Genomic DNA, 19918 nt, shown 5'->3' with positions numbered 1-19918 from the left:
GAACTGCTCAACGAAGTCGCCTGGGCCGTCGCGACCGATCCGCTGGCCCCGGCCGCGCAAGCGCAGCGCCTCGCCGCGCTCGTGCCGCAGGCGCGCCACGGTCTGCGCGACGATCCCGGCCACCGCGACACCTGGGCCGCGCTGCTCGCACGCGCCGGCCGTCACGATGACGCCTGCGCGCTGCAGCGCCGGATCGTCGCCGACGCGCGCCGTGCAAACGTCGACGCGGATGAATTGCGCGAGTACGAACAGCACCGCGACGCGTTCTGCCGCGGTGCGACCTGGGATGCGTTCGACTAGGGCGCGGGTGCGAACGGGCCGATCGCAGGGGCTTGCTTTGTGCCGTGAGTAAAAAGGCAGGGACCCAGCCGCTTACTCCCACCGGTTCACATGCGGCCCGAGGGCCTTGCGCTGCTGCCGCACGACGCAGAAGCGGTGGCCGCTCGGCGCTTCCATGACCCACCAGCGGCCGTGACGGAACGCGATCTTCTTCGCGCCGAGCGCTTCGAGGCGTTCCGCCTCGGCCTGCACATCGTCGGTTTCGATGTCCAGGTGCACGCGGCTGTCGTGGTCGACGCGCTGCAGCAGGATGATGGGCTCGTCGTCGGCCGTCTCGAGTTCGGCGTAGCGGCCATCGCCGTCCTGATCGAGCGTCACGATGGGCTTGCCGAGCGCGCGGCTCCAGAATTCAGCGGACTCGGCGAGATCGTCGACCTTGCAGTCGAGTACCAGGGTGCACAAGCGACTGTGATGCATGGCGGCCTCCGTCGTCGGGAAGGCCGCCACTCTACGCGCTCGCGCCGTCGAGACGGCGCGAGGGTGTCCTGATTACTGCGACTGGAAGCCGTTGGCGAACAGGTGGTCCTCGATCTTGTCGAGCAGGAACACATCGGAGAAATGGTTGTTCGAGTCGCCGTCGACAAGCGCGTTGTCGCGGCTCGCCAGCAGCAACTTGCGTCCTCCATCGAGGAAGGACACGTCCCCGCTGAACTGATACCGGTCGTCCAGCTTGTAGATGAGGCTCACACGCCCCGTGCCGCGATTGAGCAGCATCAGCTTGAAGCCTTCGGGCATGCCGACGTACGTCGCGCCGGTCACGAACGCGGCGCGCTGGCCGTCGGCGGAGATCACGGCGGGTCCCGTTGCCACAAGGGGCTCGCCGCCGCTCATACGGCTGATGAGCTCGGTCTCGCCGGTCGTGCGATTGCGCAGGTAGGCGCCAAAGTACGGCCCATTCGTGACCATGTTGCTGGCGGAACTCCAGAACAGCACCTGATTGCCGTCCTCGGAAACGTCCTCGAATGCGCTGTAGTTGTCGGACTGTTGTTCCTGCGAGCTCACATTGATGCGCTCGACGGTCTGAAGGACGCGATCGAACGCAAACACGTCACTGATGCCGTTCGTGTCGTCTGCAACGAGGTTCGTTGCGTCGGAGTTGAAGAACACCAGGCGGCCATTGCGCGAAATCCACGACTGCTGCGTGTGCGCGTCGGCGCCACCAGTACCGATCGACCGCGTCGCAAGCACGGTGACGCCGGTGCTCAGATCGCGCACGAATACGTCGCACATTCCGTTGACGTCGTCGGCGACGAGATCCGTCGCGCACGAGGAGAACGTCACGTAGCGGCCGTCCGCCGAGAGCTGCGGCAGCGCGCTGGTGTTGTTGGCCGGCTGGCCATCAGGACGGCGGCTGACGAGCGCTGTCGTGCGGGCGACCCGGTCGTGCACGTAGATGTCGCTGCGAAACGCGGGGACCGGCTCGTCGAACGGCGTGCAGCTGAAGAATGCGACGTAGCGGCCGTCGTCGCTGATGCTCGGGCTGAAGCTGCCGCAGAAACCCTGTGCGCCGTTTGCGTAAATGCTGACGCGTTCCATGGTTCCGAGCAGGCGATCCCGTACGAAGACGTCTTCGACGCCGTTCAGGTCGCCCGGCACCAGATTGGTCGCGCGCGAACTGAAGGCGATGAAGCGCGCGTCGGCACTGCCCGAGGATCCCTGGAAATATGCGGCGCTGTCGTTGTTCGCCGCCGTGGACGAAAAACCTGCAAGCGGCGACGAGAGGCGTTGCGCGGGATTCGAGCGACCGCTTTGACGGATCAGATCGCTCATGTCGTTCGTATCGTCGGCGACGAAACCGCTGCTGGACGTCAGCGCGACGACGGTTTCGCCGTCGTCGGCCAGCGCAGCGGCATAGGCGTGGTCGCCGGGAACTTCACCACCGCTGCGGAACGTCACATGGGTGATGTCACCGGTCGCGATGGTGCGCAGGAACACGCGCGAGTAGCCGCGTGGCTGTCCGGGCAGGACGTCGGCGGTCAGCGTATCCATGACGATGCGCGACGCGTCGCGCGACATGGCAGTCGCTGTCGCGGATTCCGTCATCTCGGCACCACCCGTCGCGAGCGTGACGCGCAGGATGCTGCCGTCCTGGCTGTCGTAGCGGTAGCCGTCGGTGGTGTCGTTGGTGTCGGAAGCGCTGAGCGCTTCGTAGGCATTGAACAGCACATAGCGTCCGTCGCTGCTCAGGCTGCCGGTGTAGGAGAGTTCCGGATACGACTGCATCGGGCTGCCGTCGGCTTTGACGCTGACGCGCTGTGTCGTGCCGCTCGCTGGCTTGCGCAGAACGATGTCCCGATAGTTGTTGATATCGCCGGGCACGAGGTTCGTCGCCCACGTGTGGAACGCGATACTGCTGCCGTCGGCGGACATGCGTGGTTCGAGACTGTCGGCGTTGCCGATGCGGCCGCTTTCGGAAACCGAGATCAGTGTGAAGATGCCGGTCTGCAAGTCGACCCGGTAAATGTCGCGCGCCGTGTTGTTGTCCTTGGCATCGAACGGGACCACGGTATCGAATGCGACGTAGCGACCATCGGCACTGATCTTCGGGTTCGCACTTTCGCCCTGGCCGGCGACGCCGCCCGGCAAGCGCGAGAGCAGCGTCGTCGTACCGGCGACGCGGTCACGCAGGTAGACCTGGCGGTAGCCGAAGGTATCGGCTGCCGTGAGGCCCGCTGACGCGCTGTCGAACACGACGTATCGGCCGTCGTCGCTCACGCCACCGATTGCGCCGACGAATCCCGCAGCCTGGACGCCGCCGGTGCCGACGCTGACGCGCTCGAGCGTGCCGCTGGCCGCATCGTGCAGGAACAGGTCGGCGACACGGTTCGTGTCGGACGGCACGAGGTTGCTCGCGCTCGAACTGAACAGTGTGAAGCGTCCGTCCGGCGTCACGTCGTCGATGCGCTCGGTCGGGCCGTTGCTGTCCATCGGCGCGGCGAAAGCGCCGCGGCTGACGAGTTCGACGCCGAGTGCGCCCGCCGTCGCGGGCAGCAGCGCTGCGCAGAGGACTGCCGCGCGGCAAATTCGTCCGTCCATTATTGAAGCTCCCTGTTTTCTACGGTATGTATTTATATATTCCGTGGACCGTTCAGCGCCGCCGCGGCAGCGATGCGAGAAACGCCTCGCCGCAGCCCTTGAGCGAGATCCGGTTCGCGTCGATGCGCACGGCGTAGACGATGCGTCCCTTCACCATCCCGACGATGACCGCCGCGAGCAGCACGAGTCCGCCGAGCAGCCCGAGCGCGCCGCTGGAGTTGCCGATGGCGGCGATGACGAGGCCGATGCCGGCGAACGCACCGAGCAGGCTGCCGAGGATCACGTTGTTGCGCAGCCGGCGATGTTCTTCGCAAAGCCCCGGGCCGATCCGCGCGCTCTTGCGCGCGATCAGCGCGACGATCAGATAGACCAGGATGCTGATGAGGATCAGCACGTAGAGCCATGGCGTGTGCCAGTAGACCGTGCGTTCCTTGATCGGCTGGACCGCGTCCGCATTGCATTTGACGCAGCGCGGCGGCAGTTCTCCCGACGGCGTCATGACCGCCAGTTCGCCTTCGCGCCAGACCTGCGAGCCGTCGTCGAGCGCCCGCACACTCACGCGCGCCTGCGGCGGCGCGTAAGGATTGTGTTGCATGCCGATTTCCCCCGATCGGTTGAAGCGCGGAGCTTACCAGAGGCCGGACGGTGGGGTAGGTTGGCCGGGTCGACGCGGGCGGTGCCGGGCATGGCGTGTCCGGGTCGTCAATGTCGGGTGCCGAAGGGGTTGTCGGCATGACTCGGGAACACGGCGCAGTCTCCGGAACCACAGAGGTCGAACCGCCGGTTCCGGCCGTTCGCATCGGAGGGTGTGAGCGAATGCGTGCGCTGCGTCGTACGGTCGTGCAGCAGGATCCGCTGGCTGAGTTGCGTACACGCGACGCGAGTGGCGCCGGCGGAAACCACGATGTCGTAGCTCCCGTCGGGTAGATCTCTCCGGTCACGCCGTCGACGCTGGCGCAGTGGCTCTGGCCGCTGTCGCGGATGTACAGAGCATGCGTGTCGACGGGCAGGTGAAATCTGCATTCCGGAACCGGGGAGTCGTAGGGAAGGTGTCGAACGATCGTGCTTTGCACAAGGGCGCGCACGGCGCCACACGGCGTTCCGTGCGAGCAGGAGCCCGCCGCCGCTGCTTGCCGAAAACGATGACGGCGCCGCGCGGGAGGCGCGGCGCCGTCGACGACAGCGGCGGGACGACTGCCGTTCGATCAGGATGCCAGCGCCAGATCGTCGAGCATGGCCTTGAGGAAGCGCGCCGCCTCGCCGCCGGTCGCGGCGCGGTGGTCGAAGGTCAGCGACAGCGGCATCAGGCGATGCGTCTCGACGCCGCCCATGACCGGCACGAGTTCGTGGCGCAGCTTGCCGGCGGCGACGATCGCGACGCAGGGCGGAACGACGACGGGTGTGGCATAGCGGCCGGCGAACACGCCGAAGTTGGAAAGGGAAATCGTATACCCCTTCAATTCTTCCGGCGGGATCGAGCGGTTGCGCACCGAATCGCGCAGGCGGTTGATCGCCTGGCGCAGGCCGGCGGCGTCGAGCACGTCCGCATTGCGCAGCGCCGGCACGAACAGGCCGTCTTCGGTATCGACCGCGATGCCGACGTCGACATGCGGATGCATCGTGCGCGTGAGGTTGTCGCCGTCGAACCAGGCGTTGAGCGCCGGCACGGTCTTGCAGGCGCGCACGAGCGCACGGATCAGGCGCACGGTGATGTCGTTGCCCGGCAGCCAGGCGTGCAGGTCGGCGTCGTCGCAGAGCGTCGTCGGAACGACCTTTGCGTGCGCGTCGGCCATGACGCGCGCCATGTTGCGGCGCACGCCCTTGAGCTGTTCGGGCTGGCCGAGTGCGGCCGGGGCGCTCGGCGGCGCCGTGCGCATGGGCTGGCCCGATGCCGAGACCGCGGTGCGCTGCGCCGCGGGCGCGGACGGCGCGGCGACAGGTGCCGGTGCCGGCGCGGCGACCGGTGCGGCGCCGGCACGCGCCGTGCCCTTGCTCGCGGCGTCCTTGACGTCGTTCATCGTGACGACGCCGCCGGCGCCGCTCGGCGCGACGCGGGACAGATCGACGCCGAGTTTCTTCGCGAGTGCGCGCACGGCCGGCATCGCCTTGACGCCGCCGACCGAGATCGCCTGCTCGGCAACCACGCGGTCGCTCGCTTCCATCGCGCCGACGACGGTGCCGGCATCGGCACGCTTGGCGTCGCCGCTCCTGATCTCGCCGCCTTCGTCGGACGCGATGACTTTCGTGTCGCCGCTCTGCGGCGTCGGCGCACCGGCGCCCTTGGGCAGCGCGGGTTCGGGCGTCTTCGCCGCGTGGCCGTGGTGATGGCCGGTGTCCTGCGCTTCGGCGCGCTGCGGCAGGTTCGGATCGAGTTCGATGTCGACGAGCGCCGCGCCGGTCACGATGACGTCGCCGTTGCGGCCGTAGAGCTTCACGACCTTGCCGGAGAACGGCGACGGCACTTCGACGACGGCCTTGGCCGTCTCCATCGACACGAGCGGCGCGTCGAGGCGCACGACGTCGCCTTCCTTGACCGCCCACTCAACGATCGTGGCATCGGGCAGGCCCTCGCCGAGATCGGGCAGGAAAAATGTCTTGATCGTGCTCATGCGTCGCCTCGTTCCTGTTCCATAGACAGATCGCGCGCGGGCAACCAGCCCTGCGCGCCGCGGTCGTTCTCGGCCCACCACCAGCCGCCGGCTTCCTCGATCAGGCGCACGCGTTCGCCGGCGTCGGCGTCGAGTTCGCGCGCGGTGTAGTCGCGCGCGGCCGCTACCGTGCCGCGATCGCCGTCGAGATAGCGTTCGTGTACCCAGCCGCTGCGGCCGGCCGCGTCGGTCGCCCAGATGAATTCGGGCCATTCCGTGTCGCGCGCGCCGAGCGTCACCGGCTCGCCGCGCGAAAAACGCACGGGATCGCGGTACTGCGTGCGGTAGTCGCGCAGCAGCACGGCGTACACGTCAGCTCGCCGCCAGCGTGCGCTTCACCGCCGCGACGATGCGCTCGACGCTCGGCAGGTATTTCATTTCGAGGCGGAACAGCGGAATGTGCGTGTCGTAGCCGGTCACGCGCTCGACCGGCGCGACGAGGTCGTACATCGCGTGTTCCGCGAGCCGTGCGGCGACTTCGGCGCCGAAGCCCGCCGTGCGCGGCGCCTCGTGCACGATGACGCAGCGGCCGGTCTTCTTCACCGAGTCGTGGATCGTGTCGAAATCCAGCGGCTTGAGCGTGGCGACGTCGATGACTTCCGCGCTGATGCCTTCCTTGGCGAGCGCGTCGGCGGCTTCGAGCGTTTCCTTGACCTGCGCGCCCCAGGTGACCAGGGTCACGTCCGAGCCGTCGCGCAGCACGAAGCAGACGTCGAGCGGCAGCGCCTCGCCGTCGTCGGCGACGTCTTCCTTGTACTGGCGATAGATGCGCTTGGGTTCGAAGAAGATGACCGGATCCGGATCGCGGATCGCGGCGAGCAGCAGGCCGTAGGCGCGCGACGGCGAGGACGGCATGACCACGCGCAGGCCCGGCACATTGGTAAACGTGGATTCGTTGGCTTCCGAGTGGTGCTCGGGCGCGCGGATGCCGCCGCCCCAGGGCACGCGCAGCACGAGCGGGCAGGTCAGCCGGCCGCGCGTCCGCGTGCGGAAGCGCGCGGCGTGGCAGACGATGTGGTCGACCATCGGATAGACGAAGCCGTCGAATTGCGCCTCGGCGATCGGCTTCATGCCCTGCGCTGCCATGCCGACGGCGATGCCGGCGATCGTGGTCTCGTCGAGCGGCGTATCGAGCACGCGGATCGGACCGAATTTCTCACTGAGTCCCGCGGTCGCGCGAAACACGCCGCCGTTGACGCCGACGTCCTCGCCGAGCACGACGACGGACGGATCCTTGGCCATTTCATGGGCCATGGCCATGGTCAGGGCTTCGATCAGGGTGACTTGCGCCATGAAAAACGCTCCGAAATCTATTTTTCTCCCTCTCCCTCAAGCTCGCTTGGGGAGAGGGCAGGGTGAGGGGGCATTCGCGCGGCGAAGGAGAGGACCTTTCAGTCCGTCAATGCTTGCGCGCCTGCTCCAGCGCGAGCACCTGCGCGCGCTGTTCCTGCAGGTCGACCGGCAGCTCCGCGTAGACGAAGTCGAACATCGCCTCGACCGGCTGCACCTTGGTTTCGAGGTACGCGTTGACTTCGACGTCGACGATCTTCTCGCACTCGATCTTCCAGGTTTCCTCGTGCTTGTCGCTCCAGGCCTTCTGCGCGACGAGGTAGTTGCGCAGCCGCTTCAGCGGCTCGCGTTCCCAGGCCGATTTCACTTCATCGTCGGCGCGGTAGCGGCGCGCGTCGTCGGCCGTGGTGTGATCGGACAGGCGATAGGTGACCGCTTCGATGACCATGCCGCCGTGGCCGTGGCGCGCGCGCTTGATCGCGTAGTCCATGGCCGTGCGCATGGCGATCAGATCATTGCCGTCGACCTGCAGGCATTCCAGGCCCGCGGCGATGCCTTTCTGCGCGAGCGTCTTGGCGCCGGTCTGGCTGGAGCGCGGCACCGAGATCGCCCACTGGTTGTTCACGATGACGCTCACGTAGGGCAGCGTCTGCGCGCCGGCCATGTTGATCGCCGAATAGAAGTCGGCCTTGGACGAGCCGCCGTCGCCGACGACGCTGACCGCGACGCGCGGCTCCTTGCGGATCTTGAACGCCATCGCGGCGCCGGCCGCATGCAGGCATTGCGTCGCGATCGGCACGCACCAGGGGAAGTCGTGCGCGGGGCCGGAGAAATCGTTGCCGCGTTCGTCGCCGCCCCAGTACATCAGCACTTCGCGCGGCTTCACGCCGCGGACGAACTGCGCGCCGTATTCGCGGTACATCGGTGCGAACACGTCGTCGACGTGCATGGCCGAGCCGATCGCGACGTGCGCGGCCTCATGGCCGAGGCAGGACGCGTACGTGCCGAGCTTGCCGGTGCGCTGCAGCGCGACGGCCTTGCTGTCGAAGACGCGGACGAAACTCATGGTCTTGTAGAGTTCGACGAGCTGCTTCGCGTCGCGCGCGAATTCGGGCAGGTCGTTGCGGACGAGCTTGCCCTCGGGGTCGAGGTACTGCAGGTATTCGATCTCGAAACTGGCGGCGATGGACACGAAAGCCTCCGCTGAGTGATGCCAAAAACGAATGCGCGCGTAGCGAAACCGGCGTGATGACGCGACGGCGCCGGAGTGCGGTGCCGATGACCGGTGCGCGCGCAGATCCAGTGCTGCAGCGGAACGCGCCGGTCGAGGGGCCGCCTTGATAGCAGCGCGGCCGCGTCGAGGCAAGATCGGGCGCAGCAAAACCGCCATCGAGCCGCGTATGACGCCGCGGAATGATAGCGAGCCCGGTCGTTAGGATCGCGTATCCTTGGGCGGTTTTCCTGGGGCCTTTCCGACCGTGAACGATACGATCAAGCGCGATCTCGAAGCCGGCATCACGACCGATCTGAAGGACAGGGTCAGCTACGGCGGCTACCTGCAGCTCGATACGCTGCTGTCGGCGCAGCTGCCGCTGTCGCAGCCGGCGCACCACGACGAGCTGCTGTTCATCATCCAGCACCAGACTTCCGAACTCTGGATGAAACTGATCATCCACGAGCTTAAGGCCGCGATCGTGCATCTGGCCGGCGACGACGTCGGCCCGTGCCTGAAGATCCTCGCGCGCGTCAAGCAGATCCAGCGCCAGCTGTTCGAACAATGGGCCGTGCTCGAAACGCTGACGCCGTCGGAATACCTGCAGTTCCGCCATGTGCTCGGGCCTGCGTCGGGTTTCCAGTCGCACCAGTACCGCACCATCGAATTCCTGCTCGGCAACAAGAACGCCGACATGATCGCCGTGTTCGCGCATGCGCCGGCGATGCAGGCCGAACTGCTCGCGGTCCTCCAGGCGCCGAGCCTCTACGACGAATTCCTGCGTCATCTCGCGCGCCAGGGCCACGGCGTGCCGCAGGTCTGCATCGAGCGCGACTGGTCGCAACCCTACCAGCGGCACGCGGAACTCGTGGACGTGTTCCGCCGCATCTACGAGAACACCGAACAGTTCTGGTCGGCCTATCACCTCTGCGAGCAGCTCGTCGACGTCGAGGAGAGTTTCCAGCTGTGGCGTTTTCGCCATATGAAAACCGTCGAACGCATCATCGGCTTCCGCCGCGGCACCGGCGGATCGTCGGGCGTCGCGTTTCTCAAACGCGCGTTGGAGCTGACGTTCTTTCCGGAATTGTTCGAGGTGCGCACCGTCATCGGCACCTGAATCGCGCGCCGGCGTTGCCCGGCAACAAATGGCGCATCGCAGCATATTCCGCGTTTGACTTGGCCGGGGCGCTCCGGTTAAAGCTTGGCGGCTGCTGTTCCGCATCCGGACCGAGGCGGCTCATCCATTCCAGTCCATTCAACAGGGGAGAGCCGCATGAGCGGTGCCGCCGAACCGAGCGCGTCCAGCGCGCCGCCCGATTATCCGCAGGTGATGGGTCATCCGCGCCCGCTCTGGATGCTGTTCATGACCGAATTCTGGGAACGCTTCGCGTTCTACGGCATTCGGTGGGCGCTGACGCTCTATATCGTCGCGCAGTTCCACGCCGGCAGCGGCACGGGCCAGACGCCGGCGAACCAGGTCTACGGCGCCTATCTCGCGCTGGTCTACGCCGCCGCGATCTTCGGCGGCTACGTCGCCGACCGCGTGATCGGTTATCAGCGTTCGATCCTGCTCGGCGCGGTGATCATGGCCGCGGGCCTGTTCCTGATCGCGCTGCCGAACGAGGAGGTGTTCAAGCTCGGCCTCGCCACGATCATCGCCGGCAACGGCCTGTTCAAGCCGAACATTTCCACAATGGTCGGCAAGCTCTATTCGGTCGGCGACGAACGCCGCGATTCGGGCTTCACGTTGTTCTACATGGGCATCAACCTCGGCGCGATGGTGTCGCCGCTGCTCACGGGCCTGCTCGCCGAGAAAGTGTTCGGCACCGATGCGGTTCCGGCCTACAAGGTCGTGTTCATCACCTCCGGCATCGGCATGCTGTTCAGCCTGGTCTGGTTCTGGATCGGCCGCGGCCAGCTCAAGGGCGTGGGCCGTCCGCCGGAAGGCGGCGAAAACCGCAGCCGCGTGCTGTACACGGCGATCGGGGCCGTCGCGTCGATTCCGGTCATCTATTTCCTGCTGAACCTCGGCGCCAACACGCTGCAGTGGGTGCTGATGGTCATGTTCGTCGCGCTCGCCGTGCTGCTGCTTGTCGAGGGCATCCGCAACGGCCCGCGCCAGCGCGACATGGTCATCGCGATGCTGATCATCTTCGCGTTCAACGTGCTGTTCTGGTGCTTCTTCGAGCAGGCCGGCAGCTCGTTCAACTTCCTCGCGCAGGAGATCGTCAACCGCGATTTCGGCGGCTGGATCTTCCCGGTCGGCTGGTTCCAGTCGATCAACTCGATCGCGATCATCGTGCTCGCGCCGATCATGGCCTGGCTCTGGGTCCGGATGGGGCCGTACAACCCGTCGATCCCGCGCAAGTTCGGCCTGGGCCTGATCTTCAACGGCCTGGCGTTCCTGCTGCTGATGTTCGCGCTGTCCGCGCTCGTCAGCGCCGGAAAGATTCCGTTCTGGACGCTGTTCGCGGTGTACTGGATCCAGTCCATCGGCGAGCTCTGCCTGTCGCCGATCGGTCTGTCGATGGTGACCAAGCTCGCGCCGGTGCGCCTCGTCGGCTTCGGCATGGGCGGCTGGTTCCTGTCCACCGGCATCGGCAACAACCTGTCCGGCATTTTTGCGAGCCATGTCAGCGGCGAGACCGGCATGACGATCCAGTCCGCCTATGGCGGCTACACCTTCGGCTTCTGGGCGCTCGTGATTCCGGGCGTGCTGCTGTTCGTGATCGCGCCGCTGATCCAGAAACTCATGCACGGCGTGAAGTAACCGGCTTCCGGCCGCCTACCTCAGCTGCGTTCCTGGCAACGGCCCGGTCTTCCGGGCCGTTGCGTTTCCGCCGACGGAAAAACCCGACATGACCGCCATCACGCCCCCGACCGGGGAACCGTTCCTGCCGCCGCCGCCCGGCGAATTCCTCGGCCATCCGCGCCCGCTCTGGATGCTGTTCGGCGCGGAATTCTGGGAACGCTTCGCCTATTACGGCATGCGCGCGCTGCTCGCCGCCTACGTCGCCGCGACGTTCTTCAGCCACCTGCCGCCGGGCGAGGCTCGCGCGACCGCGAGCCTGACCTACGGCGCCTACACCGCGCTGATCTACGCGACCGGCCTGTTCGGCGGATTCGTCGCCGACCGCTATCTCGGATACCGGCCGTCGATCATGCTCGGCGGCGCGTTCATGGCCGTCGGACTGTTCCTGCTGATGTTCCCGGAACTCCACTGGTTTCTCGTCGGCCTTGCGACGATCGTCGTCGGCAACGGCCTGTTCAAGCCGAATATTTCGACCATGGTCGGCAAGCTCTACGCGCCGGGCGATGCGCGCCGCGACTCGGGCTTCACGATCTTCTACATGGGCATCAACGCCGGCGGCGCGCTCGCGCCGCTGATCTGCGGCACGATCATCGGTGCACTCTACGGCTTCCGCTGGGGCTTCTTCTGCGCCGGCATCGGCATGATCTTCGGCCTGATGATGTTCCACTGGCTGCGCGGTTGGCTCGGCCACATCGGCGAGGCGCCGGTGCCGGCGCAGAATCTCGCGCGTGTCGTCAAGGTCGCCGTCGGCTGCGTGCTCTGCATTCCGCTGGCCTACGTGCTGCTGAGCAAGGCCGACCTCGTCGGCTACATCCTGCTGCTGATGTTCGCGGTGCTGACCTGCTACTTCATCGGCGCCAGCATCAAGAGCGGCGACCGCGTGCAGCTGCATCGCTACATCGCGATGCTGCTGCTGTTCCTTGCGAAGATCCTGTTCTGGGGCATGTTCGAGCAGGCCGGTTCGAGCCTGAATTTTTTCGCCAAGGACCACGTCGACGCGCCGTTCAACTTCACGCTGTTCCAGTCGTTCAACCCGGTCTTCATCGTGCTGCTCGGCCCCGTGTTCGCCTGGCTCTGGCCGCGCCTGGAAACGAGCGATCTGAATCCGTCGGTGCCGCGCAAATTCGCGATCGCGCTGATCTTCGTCGCACTCGGCTTCACGACGCTCGTGCTCAGCATCGACAACCTCGCCGACGCGAACCAGCGCATTCCGTGGCTGATGCTGGCCCTGGTCTATGCGCTCAACACCATGGGCGAGCTGTGCCTGTCGCCGATCGGCCTGTCGATGGTCTCCAAGCTCGCCGCGCCGAAGGAAACCGGCATGGCCATGGGCGCCTGGTTCCTGTGCTCGGCCATGGGCAACTGGGTCGCCGGCAAGACCGCCTCCGTCGCGGTCGCGGCGGATGCGGGCATTTCAAGCTATGTGGAGACCTATACGTTTATCGCCTACGCCGGCTTCGGCATGGGTGCGGCATTCCTGGTGTTCGCGCCGTTCATCAACCGGTTGATGCATGGGGTGAGGTGACGTGATCGACGCGAAGCCGATTTCGTAGGTTGGATTGAGCCGCAGGCGAAACCCGGTATCGCGGTGCCTCGGCCGGGCTCGGGATTTTCCGATCTGCGGTGCCGGGATTTGCCGGAGTCGCGCTGCGTTGCGAGCGATCAAGCTCGACGGACCAGGGCTGCAGTCGTTCGCGATGCAGTACCGGCGCGGTTGGGCGTGCGGTGCCGCGCATTGCGGCGGTCGTGCTCACGCCAGCGCCTTCTCCGCCTGAAGCAGCTTGTCGATGATCCGCCCGAGCCACTGCTGCTCCTCGCTGTCCAGATGCGCCAGCAGCCTCCGCTCGTGTTCCAGCGCGAGCGGCGCGATGTCCGCGTAGACCTTCCGCCCCTTCGCCGTGAGGCACAGCACCGACTGCCGCTTGTCGTGGTCGGCGGTCGAGCGTTTCACGCGGCCGTCTTTCATGAGTTCGGCGACGGCGCGGCTCACGGCGACCTTGTCCATGGCCGTGCGCTCGGCGACTTCGCGCGCGGACAGGCCGTCGTAACGGCCGAGCACGGCAACGACGCGCCATTCGGTGATCGAGAGCTGGAAGCGCGTCTCGTATTCGCGCGCGATTGCCTGGCTGACCGTGTTGGACAGCACGGACAGGCGGTAGGGCAGAAATTTCTCGAGTTCCAGCGGTGCGTTACCGGCCATGCGGCGGTGTCCCTTGCAAATGGTTTCAGTTGAAACTATAACGGCGGTCTCGCCAGACCGTCACGTTACCGGAGCCAGCCATGAGCGCGCAGCCGAATCTCGGCATGAAGCCGACCCAGTTCGAGAATCCCATGGGCATCGACGGTTTCGAATTCGTCGAGTTTGCCGCAGCCGACGGCGCTTTGCTGCACGCGCTGTTCAAGCGCATGGGCTTCACCGCCGCGATGCGCCACCGCACCCGCGCGATCACGCTGTACCGCCAGGGCGGCGTGAATTTCCTCGTCAACGAGGAACCCGATTCGTTCGCGGCGGATTTCGCGAAAGCCCACGGCCCCTGCGCCTGCGGTTTCGCGATCCGCGTGCAGAAGCCGGCGCAGTGGGTCGCCGAGCAGGCGATCGCGAACGGCGGCGCGTATATCGATCACAAGGCCGACACCCGCGCCGTCGACACGCCGGTCATCAAGGGCATCGGCGACTGCATGCTGTATCTCGTCGACCGTTACGGCGACAACGGCACGATCTACGGCGAATTCGAGCCGATTCCGGGCGCCGATCAGAACCCGAAGGGCTTCGGTCTGACCTTCATCGACCACCTCACGCACAATCTGTACTTCGGCAACATGCAGAAGTGGTCGGACTACTACGAACGTCTGTTCAACTTCCGCGAGATCCGCTACTTCGACATCAAGGGCAGCAAGACCGGCCTCGTGTCCAAGGCGATGACCGCGCCCGACGGCATCGTGCGCATTCCGCTCAACGAATCCTCGGACCCGAAGAGCCAGATCAACGAATACCTCGACCAGTACCAGGGCGAGGGCATCCAGCACATCGCCTGCTTCACCGACGACATCTACGAAACGGTCGAGGCCATGCGGGCCGCGGGCGTCGAGTTCCTCGACACGCCCGACACGTACTTCGACGTGATCGACGAGCGCGTGCCGAACCACGGCGAGGACGTGCCGCGTCTGGCGAAGAACAAGATCCTCATCGACGCCGACAGCGAAACCAAGCAGCGCAAGCTGCTGCAGATCTTCACCCAGAACGCGATCGGCCCGATCTTCTTCGAGATCATCCAGCGCAAGGGCAACGAAGGTTTCGGCGAGGGCAATTTCCAGGCCCTGTTCGAATCGATAGAACGCGACCAGATGCGCCGCGGCGTGCTGTAATCGCGCGCCGCGCCGTCCCGCGGCGAGATCACTCTGAGCACGGCGGGCTGCGCCCGCCAACCGGATACCGATGGCTCCGAACTACCTTTCCGGCTTCGGCAACGAACACGCGAGCGAAGCGCTGCCGGGCGCGCTGCCGCAGGGGCGCAATTCGCCGCAGCGCGTGCCGTACGGCCTGTATGCCGAACAGCTCTCGGGCACGGCGTTCACTGCGCCGCGCCATGCGAACCGCCGCAGCTGGCTCTATCGCATCCGGCCGTCGGCCATGCACCGGCCGTTCGCGGCGTTCGCGCAGCCGCGTTTCCACAATCGTTTCGACGACGCGCCGCCGACGCCGAACCAGCTGCGCTGGGATCCGCTGCCGCTGCCCGACGGCGATGTCGACTTCATCGACGGCCTCGTGACGTATGCCGGCAACGGCTCCGCCGCGGCGCAGAGCGGCATCGCGATTCACCTGTATGCGGCGAACCGCTCGATGCAGGGGCGCTATTTCTATTCGGCCGACGGCGAGCTGCTGGTCGTGCCGCAGCAGGGCCGCCTGTCGATCGCGACCGAATTCGGCGTGCTCGAGGTCGAGCCGCAGGAGATCGCGCTGATTCCGCGCGGCGTGCGCTTCCGCGTCGACCTGCCGGACGGCCCGTCGCGCGGTTATGTCTGCGAGAATTTCGGCGCGCACCTGCGCATTCCCGATCTCGGTCCGATCGGCTCGAACGGTCTCGCCAATCCGCGCGACTTCCTCGCACCGGCGGCGGCCTGGGAAGACCTCGAAGGCGATTTCGAACTGATCGCGAAATTCCAGGGCGAGCTCTGGCGCGCGGCGATCGGCCACTCGCCGCTCGACGTCGTCGCCTGGCACGGCAACCACGTGCCGTACAAATACGACCTGCGCCGCTTCAACACGATCGGTTCGATCAGCTACGACCATCCCGACCCGTCGATCTTCCTCGTGCTGACCTCGCCGAGCGACACGCCGGGCGTCGGCAATATGGATTTCGTGATTTTTCCACCGCGCTGGCTCGTCGCGCAGGACACGTTCCGTCCGCCGTGGTTCCACCGCAACATCGCGAGCGAGTTCATGGGCCTGATCCACGGCGTCTACGACGCCAAGGCCGGCGGCTTCGCGCCGGGCGGCGCGAGCCTGCACAACTGCATGAGCGGACACGGCCCCGACGCCGCGACGTTCGAGAAGGCGAGCAACGCCGATCTCGCCAAGCCCGACCACATCCGCGACACCATGGCCTTCATGTTCGAGGCGCGCGCGGTAATCCGGCCGACCGCGCAGGCGCTCGCATCGCCGCAGCTGCAGCAGGATTATCACGACTGCTGGCAGGGCCTCGAAAAGCACTTCAATCCCAGTCAGCGCTGACCGGCGCGAGCGGAGCGGAACACTCATGAAACTCGCAAGTCTCAAGGAAGGCGGCCGCGACGGCACGCTGGTCGTCGTCAGCCGCGATCTGTCGCGGGCCGTGCGTGCCGGGGGCATCGCCGCGACGCTGCAGCGCGCGCTCGAGGACTGGAGCCATGTCGCTCCGCGCCTCAACGCGCTGTCGGAGCAGCTCAATGCATCCGTCGCGGGCAGTGGCGCCGCGCCGGAAGGCGCGTTCGACCTCGATCCGGCGCTGCTCGCCGCACCGCTGCCGCGCGCCTATGAATTCGTCGACGGCAGCGCGTACCTGCCGCACGTCGAGCGCGTGCGCAAGGCGCGCAACGCCGAGGTGCCCGCGTCGTTCTACGTCGATCCGCTGATGTACCAGGCGACGAGCGCCGGCTTCTACGGTCCGCGCGATCCGGTCGTCGTGCCGAGCGAGGACTACGGCATCGATCTCGAGGCCGAGGTCGTCGTCGTCACCGACGACGTGCCGATGGCGGTCGCGCCGGCCGATGCCGCCGCGCACATCCAGCTGATCGGTCTCGTCAACGACGTGAGCCTGCGCAATCTGATTCCGGACGAGCTCGCGAAGGGCTTCGGCTTCCTGCAGTCCAAGCCGCGCTCGGCGCTGTCGCCGGTGTTCGTGACGCCGGACGAACTCGGCGACGCCTGGCAGGACTGCAAGGTGCATCTGGCGCTGACCACGCACCTCAACGGCACGTGGTTCGGCGCGCCGGAAGCCGGCGTCGACATGCAGTTCAACTTCGCCCAGCTCGTCGCGCACGCGGCGAAGACGCGCCCGCTGTCGGCCGGCACCATCGTCGGCTCGGGCACGATCGCGAACCAGGACACCTCGACCGGCGCGTCCTGCCTCGCCGAGCAGCGCGTCGTCGAAACCCTGCGCGACGGCAAGCCGGCGACGCCGTTCATGCGCTTCGGCGATCGCATCCGCATCGAAATGTTCGACCGCGCCGGCAACAGCATCTTCGGCGCGATCGAACAGACGATGCGGGCGCCCTGACGGCTCGGCGATTGGCGTGCCCGCGGCAACGGAGTAGATTCGCCGCAGGCCGGGCGCATACGGATTTCCGCGCAGGGCCCACCGGCAGCACGGCACGAGGCGGTCGGGCACGAGCCCGGCCAAGGCGACGAGTTGAGACCCTGCCTGAGGGAGAAGCAGCGATGTCGGCAGAAGGCTTGCGGCTGTACAGCTATTGGCGTTCGAGCGCGGCCTACCGCGTGCGCATCGCGCTGAACCTCAAGGGTCTGCCCTACGAGATCATTCCCGTACACCTGACCGCGAACGGCGGCGAGCAGCACTCGGCCGAATACGCGCAGATGAACCCGCAGGAATTCGTGCCGACGCTGCTCGACGGCGGACGCGTCATTCGCCAGTCGATGGCCATCATCGAATATCTCGACGAGTCCTACGACGGTGAAATCAAGCTGCTGCCGCCGACCGCGCGCGACCGCGCGCGCGTGCGCGGACTCGCCCAGATCGTCGCCTGCGACATCCACCCGATCAACAATCTCCGCGTGCTGCAGTACCTCGAACGCGAGTTCAACACGCCGACCGAGGAACGCGAGCGCTGGTCGCGCCACTGGATCCGCGAAGGCTTCGACGCGCTCGAAGAGCTGCTCGCGGAAAACCCGTCGACCGGCCAGTTCTGCGAAGGCGACGACCCGAGCCTGGCCGACGTCTGCCTCGTTCCACAGGTATACAACGCAAAGCGCTGGGGCCTGGAGCTGACCGACTGGCCGACGATCGCGCGCATTGCCGACGAATGCCTGAAACTGCCGGCGTTCGACCGCGCGCGGCCGGAAAACCAGATCGACGCGCCGAAAAGCTGATCCGCGAAAGCGGGTTTGCGGGAGCGGGTTCGTCCGGTACTGCCGCGGCGCCGGGCTGCGGCCATAATCGGCCGCATGATCTTCGTCTTCGACAACTGGCGCATCGACACGGCGCGGCGCGAGGCACTGCGCGACGGTCAGGCGGTTACGCTGCCGCGGCGCGTGTTCGATCTCGTGGTCTATCTGCTGCAGCAGCGCGAGCGCGCGGTTGGCCGCGACGAACTGGTGTCGGCGGTCTGGGGCCGCGTCGACGTCGCCGACGTGCAGATCAGCCAGCTGATCGCGCGCACGCGGCGCCTGCTCGGCGACGATGCGCAGACCCAGGCGACGATCCGCACGGTCAGCGGCTTCGGCTATCGCTGGGTCATGCCCGTGCGCGAGCCGGGCGATCAGGCTGCCGAGGCCGCGGCGGCATTGCCGGATGCGATCCCTCCCTTCACGCCGGACAGATTTGTCCCGCCCGGGAAACCGATGGCCCGGTCCGACGCAGCCGTCGTCGCGTCGGCCGGCCGGATACCGCGCCGGCGCCGGCTCGGGCTCGGCATCGCCCTTGCCGCGGTCGCGCTGATCGTCGTCGTCGCGGCCGTGCGATTGTCCGACCGCCGCGCGGCGATCGTGGCGCCGCGCGCACCGGCCGCCGGTGCGATCGCGGTCCTGCCGCTCGACGTCGACGCCGGTGCCGACGCGGGCTGGATGCAGCTCGGCCTCATGGATCTCGTCGCTGGCCGCCTGCGCGCGGCAGGTCTCGCCGTCCCGCCGAGCGACAGCGTGCTCGTCGCCCTGCGCGCGCTGGAACCGGCGTCGCGCGGCGCGCCGGCAATCGCCGACGCACAGCGGATCAACCCGATTCTCGGCACGCGCCGCCTCGTGCGCGGCAGCGTGCGCCGCGTCGCCGCCGGCTGGCGCGTGATGCTCGAAGCGCCCGACGCCGAGGGCTTGCCGCGCCGCATCGAAGCCGAGCGCGACGACCCGATCGCCGCAGGCCGCGACGCGGCCGACCTGCTGTTGGCCGCGCTCGGTCACGCGGAAGCCGCGGCCGGCGAGGGCGACACGCCCGAACTCCTCGTGCAGCGCAGCCAGGCCGCGATCCTCGGCGGCAATTTCGACACGGCGCAGGAGATTCTCGACGGCGCCGCGCCGGCACAGCGCGCGCTGCCGCGCGTGCAGTTGCAGCTCGCGCAGATCGACTTCTACCGCGGCCGTCTCGATGCCGCCGCGCGGCGGCTCGACACGGTGCTGGCCGGCGAGCCCGCGGGCGACATGCGCGCGCGCGCGCTGACGTCGCGCGGCATGCTGCTGATGCGGCGCGGCGACTGCGCCGCGGCCGAGCAGTCGTTCACGACCGCGCTGACGGCGACTTCCGCGGTCGACGCGACCGCACTCGCCGGTCGCGGGCTCGCGCGCAGCTGCCGTTTCGAACACGGCGACGCGGTCGCCGACCTCGGCCTCGCGCGGCTCAAGCTCGAAGCCGCCGGCGACCGGCTCGGCGTCGCGCGCGTGGACAACTACCTCGGCATCGCCTATGCGAACCGCCATCGCCTCGAGCCGGCGCTCGCACGCTTCGAGTCGGCACTTGCGACCTATGCGGCGTTCGGCGTCGCCGATGCGCAGCGCGCGGCGCTGAGCGGGCTGCTGGACACGCACGTGCTGCTGCTGCGCTGGTCCGATGCCGAGCGCGATGCGGCGCAGCTCGCGGCCTTGCGCCCGCGCATTGCCGACATCGCGCAGACGCAGACGCTCGACAGCGACCGCGCGCGCGTCTTTGCCGGCCTCGGCCGCTTCCGCGAAGCGGCCGAATTGCTCGATGCGGACGCCGGCGCCGCCGCCGATGCGGCTGCGCGACGCTATCGCGAGGCCGCACTGGCCGAGCTGGCCTGGCGCCGCGGACAGCCGGAGCCGGCGCGCGAAGCCGCGATGCGCGCACTCGCCGAATGGCCGCCGCGCGCCGACGACGTGCGTCGCGCGGCGCTGATGCTGCTGCGCCAGCGCGCCGG

At 67.3% G+C, this 19918-nt stretch carries 17 protein-coding genes; 9 read left to right on the top strand and 8 right to left on the bottom strand.

The features are described from left to right. Positions 1-300 (top strand): hypothetical protein (locus tag VLF18_RS10185; RefSeq protein WP_325279519.1); only part of this gene is annotated, 300 nt, incomplete at its 5' end. A 72-nt stretch (positions 301-372) separates the two neighbouring features. Here the strand turns inward: VLF18_RS10185 and VLF18_RS10180 are convergent. The 7 genes from VLF18_RS10180 to pdhA form a co-directional block, all read right to left on the bottom strand. Next, a complete protein-coding gene (locus VLF18_RS10180) occupies positions 373-756 on the bottom strand; it encodes a VOC family protein (RefSeq protein WP_325279518.1) in 384 nt (127 codons plus the stop codon). 72 nt (positions 757-828) lie between these two features. Further along, positions 829-3375 (bottom strand): hypothetical protein, encoded by a 2547-nt coding sequence (locus VLF18_RS10175; RefSeq protein ID WP_325279517.1) that lies wholly within the window; start codon positions 3373-3375, stop codon positions 829-831. Positions 3376-3427: 52 nt separating this feature from the next. Continuing rightward, on the bottom strand, positions 3428-3970 hold the full coding sequence (locus VLF18_RS10170; protein ID WP_325279516.1) for a hypothetical protein: 543 nt from the start codon (positions 3968-3970) through the stop codon (positions 3428-3430). 610 nt (positions 3971-4580) lie between these two features. Beyond that, positions 4581-5984, bottom strand: a complete 1404-nt coding sequence (locus VLF18_RS10165; protein WP_325279515.1) for a dihydrolipoamide acetyltransferase family protein — start codon at positions 5982-5984, stop codon at positions 4581-4583. Next, entirely contained in the window at positions 5981-6334 is a 354-nt protein-coding gene (locus VLF18_RS10160; RefSeq protein ID WP_325279514.1) for an SH3 domain-containing protein, read from the bottom strand. Before VLF18_RS10160 ends, VLF18_RS10165 begins: the two co-directional genes overlap by 4 nt. Position 6335: 1 nt before the next feature. Further along, positions 6336-7316, bottom strand: a complete 981-nt coding sequence (locus tag VLF18_RS10155; protein ID WP_325279513.1) for an alpha-ketoacid dehydrogenase subunit beta — start codon at positions 7314-7316, stop codon at positions 6336-6338. A gap of 106 nt (positions 7317-7422) precedes the next feature. Further along, positions 7423-8505 carry a pyruvate dehydrogenase (acetyl-transferring) E1 component subunit alpha gene (gene pdhA, locus VLF18_RS10150; protein ID WP_325279512.1) on the bottom strand — a complete coding sequence of 361 codons (1083 nt, stop codon included), beginning with the start codon at positions 8503-8505 and terminating at the stop codon, positions 7423-7425. Between the two features lie 286 nt (positions 8506-8791). On the opposite strand from pdhA, the gene VLF18_RS10145 reads away from it, so the two are divergent. The 3 genes from VLF18_RS10145 (at position 8792) to VLF18_RS10135 (ending at position 12863) form a co-directional block, all read left to right on the top strand. Further along, positions 8792-9643 carry a tryptophan 2,3-dioxygenase gene (locus VLF18_RS10145; RefSeq protein WP_325279511.1) on the top strand — a complete coding sequence of 284 codons (852 nt, stop codon included), beginning with the start codon at positions 8792-8794 and terminating at the stop codon, positions 9641-9643. 156 nt (positions 9644-9799) lie between these two features. Further along, positions 9800-11296 (top strand): oligopeptide:H+ symporter, encoded by a 1497-nt coding sequence (locus tag VLF18_RS10140; protein ID WP_325279510.1) that lies wholly within the window; start codon positions 9800-9802, stop codon positions 11294-11296. A gap of 88 nt (positions 11297-11384) precedes the next feature. Continuing rightward, positions 11385-12863, top strand: a complete 1479-nt coding sequence (locus tag VLF18_RS10135) for an oligopeptide:H+ symporter (protein WP_325279509.1) — start codon at positions 11385-11387, stop codon at positions 12861-12863. 225 nt (positions 12864-13088) lie between these two features. On the opposite strand, the gene VLF18_RS10130 is transcribed toward VLF18_RS10135, so the two are convergent. Then, entirely contained in the window at positions 13089-13538 is a 450-nt protein-coding gene (locus tag VLF18_RS10130) for a MarR family winged helix-turn-helix transcriptional regulator (RefSeq protein WP_325279508.1), read from the bottom strand. Between the two features lie 80 nt (positions 13539-13618). Here VLF18_RS10130 and hppD point away from each other — a divergent pair, with 80 nt between their 5' ends. From hppD to VLF18_RS10105, 5 genes are all read left to right on the top strand, one after another. Beyond that, positions 13619-14704, top strand: coding sequence for a 4-hydroxyphenylpyruvate dioxygenase (hppD, locus tag VLF18_RS10125; protein WP_325279507.1), 1086 nt, complete (start codon positions 13619-13621; stop codon positions 14702-14704). A gap of 70 nt (positions 14705-14774) precedes the next feature. Beyond that, positions 14775-16070 carry a homogentisate 1,2-dioxygenase gene (hmgA, locus tag VLF18_RS10120; protein WP_325279506.1) on the top strand — a complete coding sequence of 432 codons (1296 nt, stop codon included), beginning with the start codon at positions 14775-14777 and terminating at the stop codon, positions 16068-16070. A 25-nt stretch (positions 16071-16095) separates the two neighbouring features. Beyond that, positions 16096-17094 carry a fumarylacetoacetate hydrolase family protein gene (locus VLF18_RS10115; protein WP_325279505.1) on the top strand — a complete coding sequence of 333 codons (999 nt, stop codon included), beginning with the start codon at positions 16096-16098 and terminating at the stop codon, positions 17092-17094. A 161-nt stretch (positions 17095-17255) separates the two neighbouring features. Then, a complete protein-coding gene (gene maiA / locus VLF18_RS10110) occupies positions 17256-17924 on the top strand; it encodes a maleylacetoacetate isomerase (RefSeq protein ID WP_325279504.1) in 669 nt (222 codons plus the stop codon). Between the two features lie 75 nt (positions 17925-17999). Then, positions 18000-19918: winged helix-turn-helix domain-containing protein (locus VLF18_RS10105; protein ID WP_325279503.1), on the top strand; the 1919-nt coding region annotated here is incomplete at its 3' end.

The organism is Tahibacter sp. (assembly GCF_035481375.1).
Classification (GTDB): domain Bacteria; phylum Pseudomonadota; class Gammaproteobacteria; order Xanthomonadales; family Rhodanobacteraceae; genus Tahibacter.
The sequence above is the reverse complement of the archived record's forward strand: the minus strand, read 5'-3'. Positions and strand labels throughout refer to the sequence as shown.

What these genes read in the sequence shown, in the direction of transcription:
- VLF18_RS10155 (WP_325279513.1), bottom strand. Translation starts at nt 7,316, where the DNA reads ATGGCGCAAGTCACCCTGATCGAAGCCCTGACCATGGCCATGGCCCAT.
- maiA (WP_325279504.1), top strand. Translation starts at nt 17,256, where the DNA reads ATGTCGGCAGAAGGCTTGCGGCTGTACAGCTATTGGCGTTCGAGCGCG.
- VLF18_RS10115 (WP_325279505.1), top strand. Translation starts at nt 16,096, where the DNA reads ATGAAACTCGCAAGTCTCAAGGAAGGCGGCCGCGACGGCACGCTGGTC.
- hppD (WP_325279507.1), top strand. Translation starts at nt 13,619, where the DNA reads ATGAGCGCGCAGCCGAATCTCGGCATGAAGCCGACCCAGTTCGAGAAT.
- VLF18_RS10180 (WP_325279518.1), bottom strand. Translation starts at nt 756, where the DNA reads ATGCATCACAGTCGCTTGTGCACCCTGGTACTCGACTGCAAGGTCGAC.
- VLF18_RS10140 (WP_325279510.1), top strand. Translation starts at nt 9,800, where the DNA reads ATGAGCGGTGCCGCCGAACCGAGCGCGTCCAGCGCGCCGCCCGATTAT.
- VLF18_RS10130 (WP_325279508.1), bottom strand. Translation starts at nt 13,538, where the DNA reads ATGGCCGGTAACGCACCGCTGGAACTCGAGAAATTTCTGCCCTACCGC.
- VLF18_RS10165 (WP_325279515.1), bottom strand. Translation starts at nt 5,984, where the DNA reads ATGAGCACGATCAAGACATTTTTCCTGCCCGATCTCGGCGAGGGCCTG.
- hmgA (WP_325279506.1), top strand. Translation starts at nt 14,775, where the DNA reads ATGGCTCCGAACTACCTTTCCGGCTTCGGCAACGAACACGCGAGCGAA.
- VLF18_RS10175 (WP_325279517.1), bottom strand. Translation starts at nt 3,375, where the DNA reads ATGGACGGACGAATTTGCCGCGCGGCAGTCCTCTGCGCAGCGCTGCTG.
- VLF18_RS10135 (WP_325279509.1), top strand. Translation starts at nt 11,385, where the DNA reads ATGACCGCCATCACGCCCCCGACCGGGGAACCGTTCCTGCCGCCGCCG.
- VLF18_RS10170 (WP_325279516.1), bottom strand. Translation starts at nt 3,970, where the DNA reads ATGCAACACAATCCTTACGCGCCGCCGCAGGCGCGCGTGAGTGTGCGG.